This window comes from Alcanivorax sp. (assembly GCF_051117345.1).
Lineage (GTDB): Bacteria > Pseudomonadota > Gammaproteobacteria > Pseudomonadales > Alcanivoracaceae > Alcanivorax.
Genome location: NZ_JBNPEC010000189.1, coordinates 1 through 16,489, shown reverse-complemented (window position 1 = coordinate 16,489; position 16,489 = coordinate 1). Strand labels below are relative to the sequence as shown.

14 protein-coding genes, 1 tRNA gene and 1 pseudogene are annotated in these 16,489 nt (G+C 58.5%); 11 read left to right on the top strand and 5 right to left on the bottom strand.

The window, feature by feature from the left end; translation table 11 throughout:
- The 5 genes and pseudogenes from ACFE0K_RS12120 to ACFE0K_RS12100 form a co-directional block, all read left to right on the top strand.
- Window positions 1-572: pseudogene (locus tag ACFE0K_RS12120) on the top strand (PA0069 family radical SAM protein); the annotation flags it as partial.
- Window positions 573-740: 168 nt separating this feature from the next.
- Entirely contained in the window at window positions 741-1,502 is a 762-nt protein-coding gene (locus ACFE0K_RS12115) for an SDR family NAD(P)-dependent oxidoreductase (RefSeq protein WP_434536305.1), read from the top strand.
- A 202-nt stretch (window positions 1,503-1,704) separates the two neighbouring features.
- On the top strand, window positions 1,705-2,322 hold the full coding sequence (locus ACFE0K_RS12110; RefSeq protein WP_434536304.1) for a TetR/AcrR family transcriptional regulator: 618 nt from the start codon (window positions 1,705-1,707) through the stop codon (window positions 2,320-2,322).
- Window positions 2,322-2,960: an alpha/beta fold hydrolase gene (locus tag ACFE0K_RS12105; protein ID WP_434536306.1), complete on the top strand. Its 639-nt coding sequence runs from the start codon at window positions 2,322-2,324 to the stop codon at window positions 2,958-2,960. Before ACFE0K_RS12110 ends, ACFE0K_RS12105 begins: the two co-directional genes overlap by 1 nt.
- 30 nt (window positions 2,961-2,990) lie before the next feature.
- On the top strand, window positions 2,991-4,391 hold the full coding sequence (locus tag ACFE0K_RS12100; protein WP_434536303.1) for a hypothetical protein: 1,401 nt from the start codon (window positions 2,991-2,993) through the stop codon (window positions 4,389-4,391).
- Here the strand turns inward: ACFE0K_RS12100 and ACFE0K_RS12095 are convergent.
- Together ACFE0K_RS12095 and ACFE0K_RS12090 are read right to left on the bottom strand one after the other, a co-directional pair.
- Complete coding sequence (locus ACFE0K_RS12095; protein ID WP_434536302.1) at window positions 4,375-5,697, bottom strand: rhomboid family intramembrane serine protease; 1,323 nt, start codon at window positions 5,695-5,697, stop codon at window positions 4,375-4,377. The genes ACFE0K_RS12100 and ACFE0K_RS12095 overlap by 17 nt on opposite strands.
- A gap of 155 nt (window positions 5,698-5,852) precedes the next feature.
- Entirely contained in the window at window positions 5,853-6,326 is a 474-nt protein-coding gene (locus ACFE0K_RS12090; RefSeq protein ID WP_434536301.1) for a hotdog fold domain-containing protein, read from the bottom strand.
- A gap of 131 nt (window positions 6,327-6,457) precedes the next feature.
- Here ACFE0K_RS12090 and ACFE0K_RS12085 point away from each other — a divergent pair, with 131 nt between their 5' ends.
- Window positions 6,458-9,400, top strand: coding sequence for a DUF748 domain-containing protein (locus ACFE0K_RS12085; RefSeq protein ID WP_434536300.1), 2,943 nt, complete (start codon window positions 6,458-6,460; stop codon window positions 9,398-9,400).
- A 2-nt stretch (window positions 9,401-9,402) separates the two neighbouring features.
- On the top strand, window positions 9,403-10,149 hold the full coding sequence (locus tag ACFE0K_RS12080) for a hypothetical protein (protein WP_434536299.1): 747 nt from the start codon (window positions 9,403-9,405) through the stop codon (window positions 10,147-10,149).
- 111 nt (window positions 10,150-10,260) lie between these two features.
- Here the strand turns inward: ACFE0K_RS12080 and ACFE0K_RS12075 are convergent, their stop codons facing one another.
- Window positions 10,261-12,201, bottom strand: coding sequence for a transglycosylase SLT domain-containing protein (locus tag ACFE0K_RS12075; RefSeq protein ID WP_434536298.1), 1,941 nt, complete (start codon window positions 12,199-12,201; stop codon window positions 10,261-10,263).
- Between the two features lie 182 nt (window positions 12,202-12,383).
- Here ACFE0K_RS12075 and ACFE0K_RS12070 point away from each other — a divergent pair, with 182 nt between their 5' ends.
- Window positions 12,384-13,358: a methyltransferase gene (locus ACFE0K_RS12070; protein WP_434536297.1), complete on the top strand. Its 975-nt coding sequence runs from the start codon at window positions 12,384-12,386 to the stop codon at window positions 13,356-13,358.
- Window positions 13,359-13,452: 94 nt separating this feature from the next.
- Here the strand turns inward: ACFE0K_RS12070 and ACFE0K_RS12065 are convergent, their stop codons facing one another.
- Entirely contained in the window at window positions 13,453-14,433 is a 981-nt protein-coding gene (locus ACFE0K_RS12065) for an SDR family oxidoreductase (RefSeq protein WP_434536296.1), read from the bottom strand.
- A 126-nt stretch (window positions 14,434-14,559) separates the two neighbouring features.
- On the opposite strand from ACFE0K_RS12065, the gene ACFE0K_RS12060 reads away from it, so the two are divergent.
- Window positions 14,560-14,633: transfer RNA gene (locus tag ACFE0K_RS12060), tRNA-Gly, on the top strand.
- Window positions 14,634-14,687: 54 nt separating this feature from the next.
- Here ACFE0K_RS12060 and ACFE0K_RS12055 read toward each other — a convergent pair.
- Entirely contained in the window at window positions 14,688-14,972 is a 285-nt protein-coding gene (locus ACFE0K_RS12055) for a hypothetical protein (RefSeq protein ID WP_434536295.1), read from the bottom strand.
- A gap of 199 nt (window positions 14,973-15,171) precedes the next feature.
- On the opposite strand from ACFE0K_RS12055, the gene ACFE0K_RS12050 reads away from it, so the two are divergent.
- Window positions 15,172-15,576 (top strand): LexA family protein, encoded by a 405-nt coding sequence (locus tag ACFE0K_RS12050; protein WP_434536294.1) that lies wholly within the window; start codon window positions 15,172-15,174, stop codon window positions 15,574-15,576.
- A gap of 5 nt (window positions 15,577-15,581) precedes the next feature.
- Window positions 15,582-16,489, top strand: a 908-nt coding sequence (locus ACFE0K_RS12045; RefSeq protein WP_434536293.1) for a Y-family DNA polymerase, incomplete at its 3' end; no start/stop codon positions are given.

The following is a 16,489-nucleotide window of genomic DNA, read 5'->3' as shown; positions in this document are numbered from 1 at the left end:
ACCTGATGGGGCCCATGGCGCGCCACGGCAGGGGGTCGGCGGCGTTGTCCGGGACCACGCTGGATAACCGTCTCAAAGGCGAGCTGGAGCCCCGGGCCAGTGGTGGCCGTGAGCGTATCAAGGTGATTCGTGAGTTGAGTCGGGCCGGGGTACCCGTGACCGCTCTGGTGGCGCCGGTCATTCCCTTTATCAATGACCATGAGCTGGAAGATATTGTCGAGCAGGTGGCCCAGGCTGGTGCTCAGCAGGCAGGTTATGTGGTGTTGCGATTGCCCCATGAAGTGGGGCCGCTCTGGGAGGAGTGGCTGCATGAGCACTATCCAGAACGGGCGGAGAAGGTGATGTCGGTGATGCGGGACCTGCATGGCGGTGCCGTCTACGACAGCCGCTGGCACCAGCGACAGAGCGGGCAGGGGGCCTGGGCGCATCTGTTGCGCCAGCGTTTTGCGTCTGCCTGCAAGGGGGCCGGGTTGCTGGCCCGCGAAGAGCAATCCCTGGATTGCAGTGGTTTTGTGCCGCCAGGCCCTCATGGTCAGCTCAACCTCTGGGGCGTGGCAGAGGGGATGGCCTGAATCGGTGGCGCTGTTGGAGCTTTGCGCGCAACGCGAAGATTCCAGTGAAAGCCAAGGCCCTCAAGAAGTAGCAGGAGGACGCATTATAGTTAAGTGACCAGTGGTTATTTACAGGCTGATGACTTTTGTCTAAATTAGTGACCAATGGTTACTTAATGGAGAGAAGGCATGCAAGCGGTCGTTATCACTGGCGCCAGCGCCGGTATTGGTAAGGAATTTGCCCGTCAGTTGGCAATGGAAGGGAAAAACCTGGTACTGGTGGCTCGGCGTTTGGATCGCCTGGAGACCCTGGCCGGCGAGCTACGCGAGCGAAACGGCATCGAGGTCGCCTGTATCGCTTCGGACCTGGCCCGGCCTGAAGCCTCGGCCGAGCTGGCAAAGGCACTGGAACAACAGCAGATCGTGGTGACCGGCCTGATCAACAATGCGGGCTTCGGTGATCGGGGGCAGTTTGCGGATTTGGATCTACAGCGGCAGCTGGATATGGTGCAGGTAAATGTGACCGCCCTGGTGGATCTGACCTGGCGTCTGGTGCCGGCTCTCAAGCAGGCAAAGGATGCGTTTGTGATTAATGTGGCGTCTTCGGCGGCCTTCCAGGCAGGCCCGAACATGACCATTTATTACGCCTCCAAGGCCTTTGTATTGTCGTTCTCTGAAGGCCTGCACGAAGAGCTGAAAGGTAACGGTATCGCGGTTAGCGCCCTGTGCCCCGGTGCGACCGATTCAGAGTTTGCCACCGAAGCCCACATGACCGACACCCTGTTGTTCAAGGCCGGCACCATGACTACCAAAGCGGTGGTGAAAAAGTCTCTGGCAGGGCGCCGACGTGCCATTGTTATTCCTGGTCTGAAAAATTTGTTGCTGGTGTGGATGGGCAAGTTCTCGCCCCGTATGATTACCCGCCGACTGGCAGGCATGCTGCAGGCGTAATCTGTGCTGGCGGATTTCTGACCGTAGGCTCTGTGCACCGACCCTACAAAGCTGCGATCCGGAAGTCTGAAGTGGTGAATGTGGTGGATTACGCCTTAGGCTAATCCATCCTACGGTCATGACTGGGTAATATTTTGGTGGGAAATCATGCTTGCATGATGAAAACGCTGGCACTGATTCCTGATTCAATCAGAGGTTCCTAATGGCCGAATGTGTTTTTCAGCGCGCCCGCTCACCGGAGCAGAAGGCGGAACGGCGCGCCCAGATTCTTGCGGCGGCGGCAACCTTCTTTGAGCTGGAGCGTTTTGAAGCCATCAGCCTTGCCTCTATTGCCCGTAGGGCCGGCGTCACCAAGGCGGCGCTGTATCGTTACTTCCCTTCCAAGGAAGCGCTGTTTCTTGGCTTGTACCTGGATGAACTGGAGCGGGTAAGCCATGGGCCAGTAGATGACAGTCTGCCACTGTGGCAGGCCTTGTCGGAGATGCTGGTGGCGCGCCCATTGTTTTGCCGGCTCACAGCGATCCTGCATTCGGTGCTGGAACAGAATCTGGATGAGACGGCAGCCCTTGAGTTCAAACAGTCCCTGCTAACGCATTTCGCGCGATTGGCTCAGCGTCTGCAGCAGGCCTATGGCCTGTCCAGCGATAAGGCGGCCACTTATCTGATGCAGGTTCAGCAAACCTTGATCGGTTGCTGGGCTGTCAGTCATCCGGCACCGGTGGTAGAGAAGGTACTCGATGCACCTGGTTTGGATCTTTTTCGGGTCGATTTCAAAACGGCGTTGCAGGCTCAGCTCAAGGCGCTGGAGATGGCGCTGTGATGGAGCTGTTGTGGAACCGGGCCGAGCAGCCAGCGGCGCTGTTGGTGCTGGCCCATGGCGCCGGCGCGCCCATGGATAGTGACTTCATGAACGCCATGGCGGAGGCACTGGCCGGTCAGGGGGTCTCCGTAGTCCGGTTCGAGTTTCCCTATATGGCGCGTCGTCGCCAGGAACAGCGAAAGTTTCCGCCCAATCGCGCCCCACAGTTGCTAGCGCACTTCCGGGACGTACTGGCGGCGTTGCCAGACGACAATCTGCCGATCTGGATCGGTGGCAAGTCCATGGGCGGGCGCATGGCATCACTGCTGGCAGCGGAAGCAGACTGCCCGCCTATCCATGGAGTAGTGGCGTTGGGTTATCCGTTTCACCCACCGGGAAAACCGGAGAAAACCCGCACGGATCATCTGCCATGCCTGGCTGTCCCCATGCTGATTTGCCAGGGTGAACGTGATCCCTTCGGCAAGCCGCAGGAGGTGGCCAGTTATGGTTTGCCGCAAGCCATCCATTTACACTGGCTGCCACATGGGGATCATGATTTTCGACCACTAAAGCGCAGTGGTCTTGAGCAGACAGATCTGATTGGCGACGCTGCTGTCAGGGCAGCATTATTCATCAGGGAAATGAGAACGGCACAATGACGTGCCGGTAGGGAAGGGAAAGGGAGTGACATGGAAGCCTGTAATTATCACCTGAAGAAGCCAGGGAGTTGGCATTGCTCCGGGTGCAGCAAACGATTTTGTGGGCAGTGTGTGCCGGGTGGAGAAGAGAATTTCCGCCCTGGTCTGCCGCGCTGTGTGTTGTGCAGCAAACAGCTGGACTGGCAGGGCGACGGTGAGCCTGGAACGCCATTCTGGCAACGCTCCGGGGAAATTCTGCAATACCCGCTGAAGCCTCCGGCGTTATGGCTGATTCTGTCTTTGGGCATTGCCAGTGTGTTGCCTCTGGGGCTGCTGACGGGCCTGTTGTTATTGTTTCTGGCTCTCACCTTGTTTGTTTATTCGCTGGTTGTGATCGCGGAGGTCGCCCGCAATGACTGGGTACCGCCATCCCCGATGGATGTGATGTCCGAAGGAGGCTTGCTGGTCAAGCAGATCGTCCTGTTGATTACACTGTTCACGGTACCCCTGTTACTGGTTTCAACATCCATGGTTCTGGCCATGGGGTTGCTGGCCCTGGCTGCGTTGGTGTTGCCCGCGGCAGTGATGATTCTAGCAGTGAGCCGATCTCTGCGAATGGCGTTGAACCCGTTGCGCTGGTTACAGCTGGTGATCACTGTCGGGGTGTCCTATCTGCTTTTGTGGTTTGCCGTGATGGCGGTGACAGCCGCTCCCTCGTTACTGCAAACCCAGAGTGATTTCCAGGTGTTGGTGTTTCTGGGTACCGCGTTTTCGACTTATACGACGATTGTTGCCTCTGCCATGATGGGGGCCATGCTCAATGAAAAGGCCCGCGAGCTGGGGCTGGCAGAAGATGAACCCCGAGGGCGCTCCTTGGCCGCTGATGATTATGATGTGGCAGAAGCCCTGGGTTCTGCCCATGTCTATGCTCAGGAAGGGCGTTTTGACGATGCGCTGGGCGTGGTGAATCGTGGCCTCAATACCGCCCCAATGCACCAGGAGTTGAACTGGCGCCGACTGCGTCTGCTGCGTTTGCTGGAAAAGGACAAACCCTGGCGTACGCATCTTGCTCGTTTTCTCCGCCAGCAATTTGCCAATGGCAACGATGGTTCCGCTGTACAGATCTGGCTGGAAACCCAGCAGCAACAGCCGGGATTCCGCTTTGAGGAAGAGGGGAGCTTGACGCTATCGTTGGGCCGCGCGCTGTACGAAAGAGGGCGATTGAAAGAAGCCCGGCATTTGCTGGTAAACCTGCACCAACGGGCGCCGGGATTCCCATTGTTGGGCGAGGCCTACGTGCTGCTGGCCCGACTTTATATGGAGCTGGACGGGGATTTGATCCGATCTGGCAAGTTGTTGGGCTTCGTGGAAAAGCATTTTCCTGATCAATTTGAGAGTGAGGAATCCTGCGAAGCCCGGCAAGTGTTCCAGCGCCTTAAAGCCGCTGGCTAAGCCTCTCCAGGCGGGGGTGTTGCCACTGTTTCTTTTCCAGATCCTGCACAATCTCGCGCACCCGTTTGCCACGCTGTTGGCGCCAGGCCAGTTCGGCCAGCAGTAGTTGGTGGGCGGGAGGCAGGGTGTAGATATCACCGCCCAGAAATTCGTATTCCTGCCATAGCAATCCCAGCAGGGCATCGCTGTCCCGGCGTTGGCTCAAGGTTTTTAGCGCTTCTTTCATCGCCGCATCCAGCTGCTTGCGGCGCAGGCCCATCTGCAGGAAGAAAAACCACAGAGGGCGGCTTTTAGGGTGGTTGGCAAGCCATTGGCGGCAACGGGACTGGGCATCGTCAAAGCGTAATTGTTCGGCCAGTTGCTGGCAGATTGCAGGAACCGGGGTGTCGTCTCCGTCCATGTCGGGCTGAGTGCCTTTCTGCCGGTTCGGGTGGCCGGTGAAGGGAAGCAGGAAAGCCAGAGCCAGCCCGGTTATCAGGCCGCCGGCGTGGGCCATATAGGCGACGTTGCTGTTCATTGTCGCCGCCTGTATCAGTTCCCAGCCCAGCCATACCGGAAACAGCACCAGTGCCGGAGCCCGGAAGCTGCCGAAGAAAAATCCCAGCGTGTAGAAAAACTCCAGCTTGCGCAGTCGGAAAGTACCGGCAAACAGTCCCATCAGACCGGAAATGGCGCCGGATGCCCCCACCAGCGGAATGCCGCTGTCCGGAGCGGATGCGATAAACATCAGGCCTGCGCCTATGCCACAAAGCAGATAAGCAGGCAGAAAACGCCGGGCACCCCAATGCCGTTCCATGGCAATGCCGAACATGATCAGGAACAGCATGTTGCCCAGCAGGTGGAACCAGTCACCATGCATGAACTGGGAGCTGAGCAGGGTGGCCAGGCCGGGATCATTGGGAACCAGCCCCCAGCGAATAGTGGATTGCTGATTCAGCCAGGCTTCAAGGTCGTTGCGAAGCTGGCGCCACTGGTTGGCAGGGGGATGTTGCTGCCAGTACTGGTGAACATGCAGGGCGAATGCCTGATCGTACCAGCCGTAGGCCATCATGAAATCCGCGCCCTTGTCGTTCATGGCCACGGCATCGGCATAGGTCCTGCTGTCCTGCTGTGATAGCCACTGCAGAAGCAAGTCCACTTCATAATCGGCCAGCAGATTGGCCTGTTCTGGCGTCAGCGGGTCGTCTCTTTGCAGATCATGGTGAGTGGTCCAGGCATAGACGACAATATTGATCAAGATCAGCAGAATGCAGATCCACGGCGTAGTGCGGCGCGCTTCCTTGTCACCGACGGGTACGATAAGCATGTGGTTTCCCCTTTTCCCGGCGACAGTGTAGCGTCATCTTTGCAGGTGGGGGAGGGTTGTCAGAGCTCTGCGGGTTCAGAACGAAAGAAGCCGCGCCCAGGCGTCCGGGCACGGCTTCTCAGGTTTTCACCAAATCCGGGTTTATTGAAACGCCATCAATTGCCTTTCTTGGGTTTCTCACTGATCCACAGATTGATAGTGCCTTCCACTACCACGGTGCCATCGTCGCGCATGGCTTTGACGGTGACGGGCAGGTTGCCGGGCTTCCAGTCTTCCGGATTGGCTTCGGCGGTGGCAGTAATATCGCTGGTGGCCTTGGCGGTGTAGTTCACGTCCATGCCTTTGGGAATCCAGCGAAGGTGCTTGGGCACAGAGGATTCCGCCATGGCGCCCATGGCACACTCCAGTGCGTTGCAGATGGCAATCACGTGCACGGTCTGGATGTGGTTTTCCACGCCTTTACGTTTCTTGAACTTTACCTCACAGAAATTGGGGCGAAGTTCGCTGATGGTCGGGGTAATGGTAGCGAAGTAGGGGGCTTTGCGGCTGAACACCATGGAAAACAGCTTGCGGCCGGCGGGCAGCTTCAGGGCTTTTTCGTACATGTTCAGAAGGTAGTTGTCGCTCATGGCAGGGCTCCTGTGCAAGATGCGCCCATTTTCCATAGCCGTCATGGCGGCGCAATGGGTTTGGGGCGCCAGTGGGGCGCGCAACTGCTACCATGGCGTCAAAATCGCAGCCTCTTGAAAGGGAGATAGATGTGAAGGTGTTACAGGCCTGGAAAAGCAGTAGCTGGAAAGTGAAAACCCTGATTATTCTGGCCAGCCTTTATCTGCTTTACGCCTTGCTGGGCTTTTTCCTGGCGCCGGGACTGGTCCGGGATAATGCCAGCCAGGCACTGGCGGATCTGACCGGTCGGCAAGTCACCATTGAGGAGGTGAAGATCAACCCTCTGGTGCTGAGCGCCACGGTAAATGGTTTCTCCATCAAGGATGACCAGACCGAGGTGTTGCTCGGATTCAACCAGCTGTATGTGAATTTTGAGTTGTCTTCCCTGTTCCGCTGGAGCTGGCATTTTGATGAAGTCATGCTTGATGCCTTGACGGTGCGTGCCCAGCGTAACCCCGGTAATACCTTCAACTTTGATGATCTGCTGACCCATATCCAGGAGCAACTTGCCCAGGCGCCGGAAGAGCAAGCCCTGGAGCCGGAGCAGGAAGAGCCTGGTTTGCCGGCCATTTCCATTGCCAACCTCAGCCTTACCGACGGCGATCTGCGCTATACCGAGGCCACCGGCGACGAGCCGGAAAACCTGGTGTTGCCGCTGGCCTTCACGGTGAGCAACTTCTCTACCAAGGGGAAAGCCGAAGACAGTAACGACTACGCGATTCGTCTGGAAGGACCGGACGGTGGCGCACTGGATTGGCAGGGCCGCTTCGAATTCACCCCCTTCATCGCGCGGGGCCACTTGAGTGTGGAAAAGGTAGACCTGGTGCCCTTGGCGCGGCTGCTCAAGAACGAAGTACGCTTTACCGTGCCGTCCGGCGAACTGGATGTGGAAACCGCCTATCATTTTGATGCGGAGCCGCAACCGAAGGTAGTGCTCAGCGATGGCCAGGTGGTATTACGACAACTTCAGCTGCTCAAGCCCGGTGAAGACTCCCCCAGCGTGTCGCTGCCGCAAGTCCGTGTTGAGGGGGTGGCGCTTGATTCCCTGGCCCAGGAGGTCACAGTTCCCAACGTGACCGTCACTGACCCTGAGCTGGGCGTGGTGCTGGATGAGCAGGGTATCGACCTGGCGACGCTGTTTCTGCCGGCGGACCGGGAAGCCGCTCAAGAACGGGTGGAGGAAGTAAAGGAAAAAGCCGAACAGGCGGCCCAGAAGGTGCAGGAAGGCAAGGCTGACTGGATCGTGCGCCTGGATACCTTGCAGGTGGACGGCAGTGGACTGCGCTTTACCGACCGCACCTTGAAACCGGCGCAGACCTTGATCTTGTCAGAGGGGCAGCTGACGCTGAAAAATCTGATTGTGGGTGAGCCGGCTACGTTCACTTGGCAAGGCAACAGCAGCATCCAGAAAAGCGGCACCCTGACGCATTCCGGCGAGGGGACTCTGACGCCCTTGCGTATTGACGCTCAGGCTGCCCTGAAAGGCCTGCCGCTGACTCCCTTTTCGCCCTGGCTGGAGCGTGAGGTGCCACTGGCGCTGGCCGATGGGCTATTGTCGCTGGATGCCCAGGCCAACGTGAAAGGCGAAAATACCGATGTGACGGTCAGCGCCAATGCGTCTCTGGAAAACTTCAGTTTGCTGGAAAATGGTGACTCACTACTGAAGATAAACCAGGGCAGTGTTACGGATCTGTCACTGAGTACAGCGAATCAGACCGTGCGTATCGGCGAGGTGGGACTCACCGGAATGGATATGGCTAACCGGGTGGATGCTCAGGGCAGGGATGTGGCTACACGGATTCAGGCTGGCATGTCGTCTTCCGCAGCGGTAGGGGGAGGCAATGCCAGCGGTGCGCAAGAACAGCGTGAGCCCTGGCAGGTGACGGTGGATCGGGTGCGTCTGGTGGGTAGCCAGATTCGCCATGAAGATCTCTCGCTCAGCCCGAATTTCCGCATTGGTTTGTACCAGCTTTCCGGAAACCTGCGCAATCTAGATACCCGTCCGGGCAGAAAGGCCATGATCGATCTGAATGCCCAGGTAGATCGTTATGCGCCGCTGAGCATCAAAGGGTCTCTGACACCGGAGCCTCTCTTTACCGACCTGAAAGTGTCTCTGAAAAACTATGAGATGACCGGGCTCACCCCTTATACCGGCCAGTACCTGGGCTACAAGGTGGAAAAGGGCCAGCTCGGCGTGACGACCGGCGTGTCCATTGATAATAATCAGCTCAGCAGCGACACGGACATTCTCGCCAATGAGTTCTACCTGGGTGAAAAGGTCCCTAGCGAGCAGGCGGTGAAGGCGCCGGTCAAACTGGGGTTGTCTGTGCTGCGTAACCGGTCCGGTGAAATTACCCTGCCGGTCACCATGGCCGGCAACCTGGATGATCCGAGCTTTAGCGTGGGGGGCATGGTGCTCAAGGTGTTGAGCAATGTGGTGGTCAAGGCGGCGACGGCACCGTTTTCCGTATTGTCGGCGCTGGCCGGCGGGAAAAATCTGGAGAACATCGCGTTTGATCCGGGGTTGGCAGACGTTGAAGCGGATACGGCCTCTGCGCTGGATGCCCTTGCCAAGGTGCTCACTGAACGTCCCCAACTGCGGGTGGGATTGATCGGCACGACCAATGCAGCAGATCGCACCGCGCTGGCCGGGCAAGCCATTGGCCGTGACGTGGCTGGCGAGGACTGGCCGGGTATTGATAACGCCTTGCTGGAAAAGAAATGGCGTCGAAAATTGATTCGCCGTTATGAATCCAGCACCGACCGTGACGTGGAAAGTCTGGTCAGCAGCGCGCTTTCCGAGGATGACGAGCAACGTGAAACGGTACTGGCCAAGGCTGCCTGGGAGACCATGCGGGCAACTGATGCCAAGGCCCTGGACCGGGCACAGCTCACAGAGCTGGCACGTCTTCGAGGAGAAAATGCCAAGGCGGTGCTGGTGCAGACACTGGGCATTGAACAGAATCGGGTATTCCTGAACGAAACCAACGTCGATGGCAAAGTGGCAGGCCTGACTCTGACCCTGGAAAAATAAGTGTGGCGCTAATCTGGAAAACCGAGCTGCAGGGAGTGCATTACGAAGTGCGCCGTGCCGGTCGAACCCTGCGGCTTTATGCCAATGGCGTGCAACACTCCGAGTTTCATCCCAAACGCCTGCTTACCGGCAGCGTCTGGGATCTGCTCTGGTTGCCGGCCCTGCTACACGAGCCTTCTCGATTCCGCCGGGTGCTGGTGCTGGGCCTGGGTGGCGGGTCACTGATTCCGCCCATTCGCCAGTTACTTAACCCGGATACGCTGGTTGCCGTAGAGCTTGATTCTGCCCATTTGCAAGTGGCGCGGGAGGTATTCGGCATGGAGTCCTTCGGCGTGGAGACCCATGAGGGCGATGCCCAGGCATGGCTGCGGGCCTATCAGGGAGAACCCTTCGACCTGATCATCGAAGACCTGTTTGCTCCCAGCAATGAGCAGGTCAGCCGGGCGGTGCCGGCGGACAAGCCGTGGCTGCAATGCCTGGCGGATAATTTGTCGGCCAGTGGTACCTTGGTGATGAACTTTGGTGACTGGAAGGAATACCGGGAAAGTCCAGCAGCCACGGATGGCGCCATGGGCGGCTATGCCAGCCGTTTCCGCTTGTCATGCAGTGACTGCCACAATGCCATCATCGCTTTTACCCGGGAACCGGCCCGCAGTATTCATCTGCGCAGAAGGGTAGAAGCTACGACTCTCCTTACCACCCGCGATGCTCGTGCCCGGCTGGACTATCACATCCGGCAGCTGGATTGAGAAGAAGCCAGCTACTAGCTACGAGCTTCTAGTTGCGAGTAAAAACCCAAAAACGGGTTCTTTTACTGGAAGCTAGAAGCTAGAAGCTCGTAGCTAGAAGCTCATATATTTTCAATCCAGCATGGACACCGAATACAGGTCCTGGCTTTCCTTTTCGGTCAGCAGTTGTGAGGTTCGTGCCTGGTTGTCGTGCAGCCCTACAAACAGGGCCCGATAGGTGAGCACAGCCTGAACATAATCCCGGGTTTCCCGGAAGGGAATGGATTCAATCCAGACATCGGCGGGCACCGCCTCGTCTTCTTCCCCCAGCCAGTTGTTCACCCGATGCGGGCCGGCGTTATAGGCCGCCAGGGCCAGTACCCGGTTGCCCTTGAATTCGTCCAGCAGCTCCGCCAGATAGCGGCTGCCGAGCTGGATATTCAGGTCAGCGTTTTGCAGGGTATTGGTGGTGGGGCGGCCCAGGTTGGCGTCTTTGGCAACCTTGCGGGCGGTGCCCGGCATCAGTTGCATCAGGCCCATGGCACCGACAGGTGAACGGGCCTGGGGATTGAAGGCACTTTCCCGTCGAGCCACGGCCATGGCCAACCATGGGTCCAGGTCATGTCTTTCGGCTTGCTGTTCGAATTCGGTCTGATAGGCAGGCGGAAAACGCCAGGCGAGTACATCCCAGGCCTTGGCCTGGATGGATGCCTGTACCGCCAGGTCGTACCAGTGTTGCTCCAGCGCATGCTGGGCAAGCTGGCGGACGTTGGCATCATCGTTGTGCCACATCAGCCACAGCCACTCCTGGCGGGCTGCGTAATCCTCGTTCAGCTCGCGCAGCAGGCGTACACGGCTGATAGCCGGCGGAGGAGTGAAATCCGTTGCCGCTTGCAACCGGGCATTGGAGAAATGGTAGGGCTCGCCCAGGCGGTCGGCGGCCATAAAGGCAAAAAAGTTTCTGTGTCTGGAGGCTTGTCGGTAGAGGGCACGGGCCTGATCAGGCTGGTTCAGTTCTTCCAGTGCCCGGGCGCGCCAGTAGAGCCAGCGGGAATCCTGCTGTTCGCTGTCAGGTAAAAGGGTGATCCACCTTTCCGCGCCGTGCCAGTCCTGTTCAATGATGGTGCGGCGGGCACGTTGATCCAGCAGCTCCGCATCCGGATTGACGGTCAACCAGTTGTCCAGCCATTGGCGGTTTTCTTCGATGCCACGAATGGTGGAATACCAGGCGATGCGACGGCCGGCTTCTTGCCGCATGGCGTCATCGCGAAGACCTTGACGGCGACTGTGGTCATCAAACCATTGCCGTGCCTCAACGGTGTCCTTGTAGGCCCAGCGATGTATAGCGGCGGCCAGCAGTTGCTGACGCTGTTCCGGTTTGATGTTGGTGGGCAGGTTGTCCACTTTGTCGGGATGACGATACAGGGTTTCCAGCCAGTCACTGGCGGTGTCGTAATCCGTATCCTTGAGTTTCCTGCCCAGGTAGCGAACCAGGCCATGGCTGTTGGCCTTGAAGGCCAGCAGCTGTCTTTCCCAGATTGCGGCATCATCAATCACGCCTCTGGCCTGGGCCTGGTCAAACAGCGGGTCACACTGATTGGGGCGTGACTGGCCGCTGGCCCAGATGCCGGCAGCGGCTTGCAGGGCACTGTCGTCACCTTTGGACAATTTGGCCCGGTAGTAATAACACTGACGTGCGGTGGCAGAGGGTTCGCTGCTGTTGACGGCCAGTAAGGCGCCCCATTTTTCCGCCTTGCCATAGGCCACGTTGGCCAGCTGGCGAATGTCGTTTGGCAGCGGAGAATCGGGATAGCGCCGGGCGTAGTCGTTTATCTTTTCCGGGGCCAGGTCTGGCAGAGCCGCCCGCAGCCGATGAAAATCCAGATAGGCTTGCAGGGGGTGATTATCGCCCAGCTGTTTTTCCAGTCGGGTCAGGGTATTCCAGTCATCATTGCGTGCTGCGTCCAGTGCCTGGCGGAAGACGCCGCTATCCGTAGCGGCGACTACCAACGAAGAAAACAGACAACAGCTAAACAGTACTACAGCGCGAATGCAGGGTGCAGCGCCAACCATTTGAGCCTCCACATCGTCGGGTCAACATTACAATTCTACAGGGGCGGTGGACTCGTTGGCGTGGTGAATGTGTAAAACTTGCAGGCTGGTAAAAAAGGCTGAGAGTGCGTTATGCCTGACATGAAAACGCCTGCTGCTCTATACTGCGGCGCACTTTACTCCGCCGGTTCGGGCTTGCTGCTATGGAAAATACGACACAATTGTTACTGCGCCAGGCTGACGCTCTGTCGGGCCGTCAGGTGTTGGTGGTCGATGCCAATGATCCGGCGTTGAAAAGCCTGGATGTGGATGCCCAGGTGCAGTTGCATGCGGATGACTTCACCGTGGGCGCCCAGCAGTGGGCGGCGGCACCGACGGTGCCATCTGAGGTGGATTTGCTGGTGTTGCCTCTGCCCAAATCCCTCGATCGCTTGCGGTTTTTGCTCAACTGGCTGGCAGGAGAAATCAGTCAGCCGGTGGAGTTGTGGCTGATCGGGCCGGCGAAGGGCGGCATTCGTGGCGCGCTGAAACACTTGCAGGTACATGTGGATGATGCGGTGCTGGTGGATAGTGCCCGCCATTGCAAGCTGTATAGCGGGCAGCTGCAACCGGGAGAAACACAGACCCTGGCTGCCTGGGGTGAGGTAATACCGGTGGGCGACCTGGAGGTGGTCAGCTACCCGGGCGTGTTCAGTCATGGCCGCCTGGATGAGGGCACCCGGTTGTTGCTGGATCTGATGACAGAACAGCGCTTGCCCAGACGGGGAAGCATGATCGACATGGGCTGCGGTGCGGGTGTGATCAGTGCCAGCCTGGCCAGCCAGGGGTGGAAGGTGCAGGCGGTGGACGTGAGTGCCTGTGCGGTAGCGGCGACAACTGCCAGTCTGGCTCGCAACGGGTTGCAGGGCCGTGTGACTGGCGGCGATCTGTTTTCTCCGCTTGCTGGTCGTGTGGACATGATCGTGACCAACCCGCCGTTCCATGACCGGCGCCAGCGTACCACCGATATCACCCGACGATTGATTGCCGAGGCGCCAACTTATCTGAACAAGGACGGGGTGTTATGGTTGGTGGCGAACCGCGAGCTGCCTTATGTCCAGTGGCTGGACGATGCCTTTTCCCATGTGCAGGTGGCAGGGGAAACCACGCGTTTTCGGGTATACCGGGCGGTGGTCTAAATCAGGAAAAGGGCATTGCCGGGCAGATGTCTTTTCCCGGTAACGGTTTTCTGTAGGCGCCATGCTTGTGCATGGCGAACCACCCACTTCGTTCTTACAGGCGTTTTTCCTGCACCATCCAGTGAATACAGTTTGCGATCATGGTGGCCAGTGGCACTTGATCGTTAAAGCCTAACTCCTGGACGGCTTTACTGCCGTCGGCATGCACCCGGCTGGTGACCAGCGCCACTTTTTCCGGTGTCAGCCGAGGCTCATTACCGGTAAACAGGCTGCCGATGGGGTATAGCTGTCCGGCCAGTTTCAATACCGCCGGAGGTACGGTTCGCGTCGGCGCTTTTTTACCAAGCTGCCCGGCAATGGTCTGCACCAGTTCCAGAAAACTGGCTTCCACTCCGGCCAGGATATAGCGCTCGCCGCACTGGCCGTGTTCCAGCGCCGCCAGGTGTGCCTTGGCCACCTCTTCAACGGCACAGAAGTTACCCCCGCCCGGCGGCACCCCCGGCAGCTTGCCGTCCTGGATCAACTGGATCATCTGCGACCAGTTATGGGTGTCTCCGGCGCCGATAATGCCGCAGGGATTCAGTATCACCGCGTCGAGGCCCTGGCGGATACCGTTCTCTATTTCCTGCTCGGCGAGGTACTTGCTGCGGTTGTAGCCGATCCAGTCGTTGGCCGCATTGGAGGGCGTCTGTTCGTTGATGGGGGTGTCCTGAATGCCCCAGGCGGAGATTGAGGAGGTATGCACAAATCGGCCCGCCACGTTTTTCAGTGCCGCGCTGACCATGGCCCGTGTGCCCAGTACGTTATCTCTGTACTGTTGCGCGTTGCCACGTCGCCACAGGCTGGTATTGCCGGCCACATGAAAGACGGCATTCGGCGCTGCCGGCATCACCAGAGCCAGCTCGGTGGCATTGTCCAGCGGCGCCTGCACCACCTGAACGCCTTTGGCCTGAAGGGCAGCGGCATCACTGCGTGGCCGGATGACTGCAGTGACATCCCAGCCTTTATCCAGCAGCTGATCGACGATGTGTCCACCGAGAAACCCCCGGGCCCCACTCACAAATGCCATTGGCATGGCCATGCTCCTCTTTGTCATTCTGATCTGCCCCGCAGTGTAACCCCAAACCCGTCATGATGGCGTATCTGCCCACATCAGCGCTGGCCAAGGCGCATGCTTTTGACTATATTGCCGGTTGTTCAAGCGGGTGTAGTTCAATGGTAGAACGGCAGCTTCCCAAGCTGCATACGAGAGTTCGATTCTCTTCACCCGCTCCATATCAAAAAAAGCCACCCATCGGGTGGCTTTTTGTTTTTCCGGACCCGGTGTTTTCAGATCGGGTAGGCAAGAAATTGTCCGCCCAGCCGGAACAGCACCTGCACCTGCATGCCATCCTCCATGTCCATGGCAGCGTCCCGTGCCAGCATGATGTAAGGGTAGCGGTGAGCCCAGGCACAAGGCTTCACATAGTGGGGACGGGAGGGGTCAGGTGCATCGGCGACAAAGCTGTCACTTTCCCGATGATAGAGCACATAGCCCTGAAACGCGGCGCTGGCCGGCAGCCCCATTTCTTCCAGAAAGTCGGACATCCAGCCTGGGTTACCTTCAAGCATCATGACTACACCCCGATGACGGCATTGTTAATCCAACCCTAAGGCAGCCATGGCGGCGTTTGGATATGCCTTTCTTTGCGTTTTGTTACCTTGCTGTGTGTTCTGTCAGTGCCGGTATCGATGGTGTGGAAATGTCATTTAACTGTACATAAAGACAGTATTTGGTAGCATGGCTCCATCGTTATCTTTCCTGTGGTGTCCCATGACTACGCTGCCTTTTTTCGCCGAACGTGTTGCTGCCGGTTTTCCGTCCCCGGCCCAGGGCTATATGGAGGCACCGCTGGATCTGAACCAGCTATGCATTGGCCAGCAGGAAGCCACCTTTCTGCTTCGGGTAGAGGGGGACTCCATGCTGGAAGCGGGAATTTTCCCGGACGATATTCTGGTTGTGGACCGCTCCCTGGAGCCATCCCACGGCGATGTGGTGGTGGCGTCGCTGAATGGGGAGTTTACCGTCAAGGAATTGCAGCTGAGGCCGCAGCCCATGTTGATGCCACGTAACCCCAGGTATGCGGCGATACCGCTGGCGGATCAGGAGTGGGAGCTGTTTGGTGTGGTGACATTTTCCCTTCATGCACACCGACCGGTGGCTCGGTCCCGGCGGTGAGTGCCATGTTTGCCCTGGTCGATTGCAACAGTTTCTATGCCTCCTGCGAGCGAGTTTTTCGCCCGGATCTGGCTGGGCGTCCGGTGGTGGTGCTGTCCAATAATGATGGCTGCATCGTGGCCGGTTCTGTCGAGGCCAAGGCGCTGGGAGTGAAAACCGGCATGCCATTGTTTGAGGCTCGGGATCTGATTCGCAAGCATCGGGTCGCGGTGTTTTCCTCCAACTATGTGCTCTACGGGGATATCTCCCGGCGGGTGATGGCCTCGTTGGCGACTCTGGTGCCGGCGGTGGAGGTGTACTCCATTGATGAGGCTTTTCTGGATCTGTCCCTGATACGACCTGAGGAGCTTCACCCGCTGGGGCTGGCGCTACGCGAACGGGTGGGGAAATGGGTGGGTGTGCCGGTGTGTGTGGGGGTGGCACCCACCAAGACCCTGGCCAAGTTGGCCAATCATGCCGCCAAGGCATACCCGCAGACCGGGGGTGTGCTGGTGCTGACGGATCCGCAGTGGCGTGAGCGCCTGCTGGCGCGTACCCCGGTCTCGGCGGTCTGGGGGATCGGCCGGCGGTTGGGGCAGCGTCTGAATGATATGCAGATCGAGACGGCTCTGGATCTGGCCCGTGCCGACTACCGTCTGATCCGCAAGCGGTTCTCCGTGGTGCAGGAACGGGTGGTGCGGGAGTTGAACGGCGAGAGTTGCCTGCCTCTGGAGGCCCGGCAGGAACCGCGTCAGCAGATTATTCATTCCCGCTCTTTCGGTGAGCCGGTGGCGTCGCTGGCAGCGGTGCGCCAGGCGGTTAGTGACTTCGCTGCCCGGGCGGCGGAAAGCATGCGTGCAGAAGGACTCAGTGCCGTTGCTATCAGTGTCTATCTCCGCACAGCCCCGGTGGGCAAGCCGCAGCAGTTATTCCC

What these genes read in the sequence shown, in the direction of transcription:
- ACFE0K_RS12115 (WP_434536305.1), top strand. Translation starts at nt 741, where the DNA reads ATGCAAGCGGTCGTTATCACTGGCGCCAGCGCCGGTATTGGTAAGGAA.
- ACFE0K_RS12110 (WP_434536304.1), top strand. Translation starts at nt 1,705, where the DNA reads ATGGCCGAATGTGTTTTTCAGCGCGCCCGCTCACCGGAGCAGAAGGCG.
- ACFE0K_RS12105 (WP_434536306.1), top strand. Translation starts at nt 2,322, where the DNA reads ATGGAGCTGTTGTGGAACCGGGCCGAGCAGCCAGCGGCGCTGTTGGTG.
- ACFE0K_RS12100 (WP_434536303.1), top strand. Translation starts at nt 2,991, where the DNA reads ATGGAAGCCTGTAATTATCACCTGAAGAAGCCAGGGAGTTGGCATTGC.
- ACFE0K_RS12095 (WP_434536302.1), bottom strand. Translation starts at nt 5,697, where the DNA reads ATGCTTATCGTACCCGTCGGTGACAAGGAAGCGCGCCGCACTACGCCG.
- ACFE0K_RS12090 (WP_434536301.1), bottom strand. Translation starts at nt 6,326, where the DNA reads ATGAGCGACAACTACCTTCTGAACATGTACGAAAAAGCCCTGAAGCTG.
- ACFE0K_RS12075 (WP_434536298.1), bottom strand. Translation starts at nt 12,201, where the DNA reads ATGGTTGGCGCTGCACCCTGCATTCGCGCTGTAGTACTGTTTAGCTGT.
- ACFE0K_RS12070 (WP_434536297.1), top strand. Translation starts at nt 12,384, where the DNA reads ATGGAAAATACGACACAATTGTTACTGCGCCAGGCTGACGCTCTGTCG.
- ACFE0K_RS12065 (WP_434536296.1), bottom strand. Translation starts at nt 14,433, where the DNA reads ATGCCAATGGCATTTGTGAGTGGGGCCCGGGGGTTTCTCGGTGGACAC.
- ACFE0K_RS12055 (WP_434536295.1), bottom strand. Translation starts at nt 14,972, where the DNA reads ATGATGCTTGAAGGTAACCCAGGCTGGATGTCCGACTTTCTGGAAGAA.
- ACFE0K_RS12050 (WP_434536294.1), top strand. Translation starts at nt 15,172, where the DNA reads ATGACTACGCTGCCTTTTTTCGCCGAACGTGTTGCTGCCGGTTTTCCG.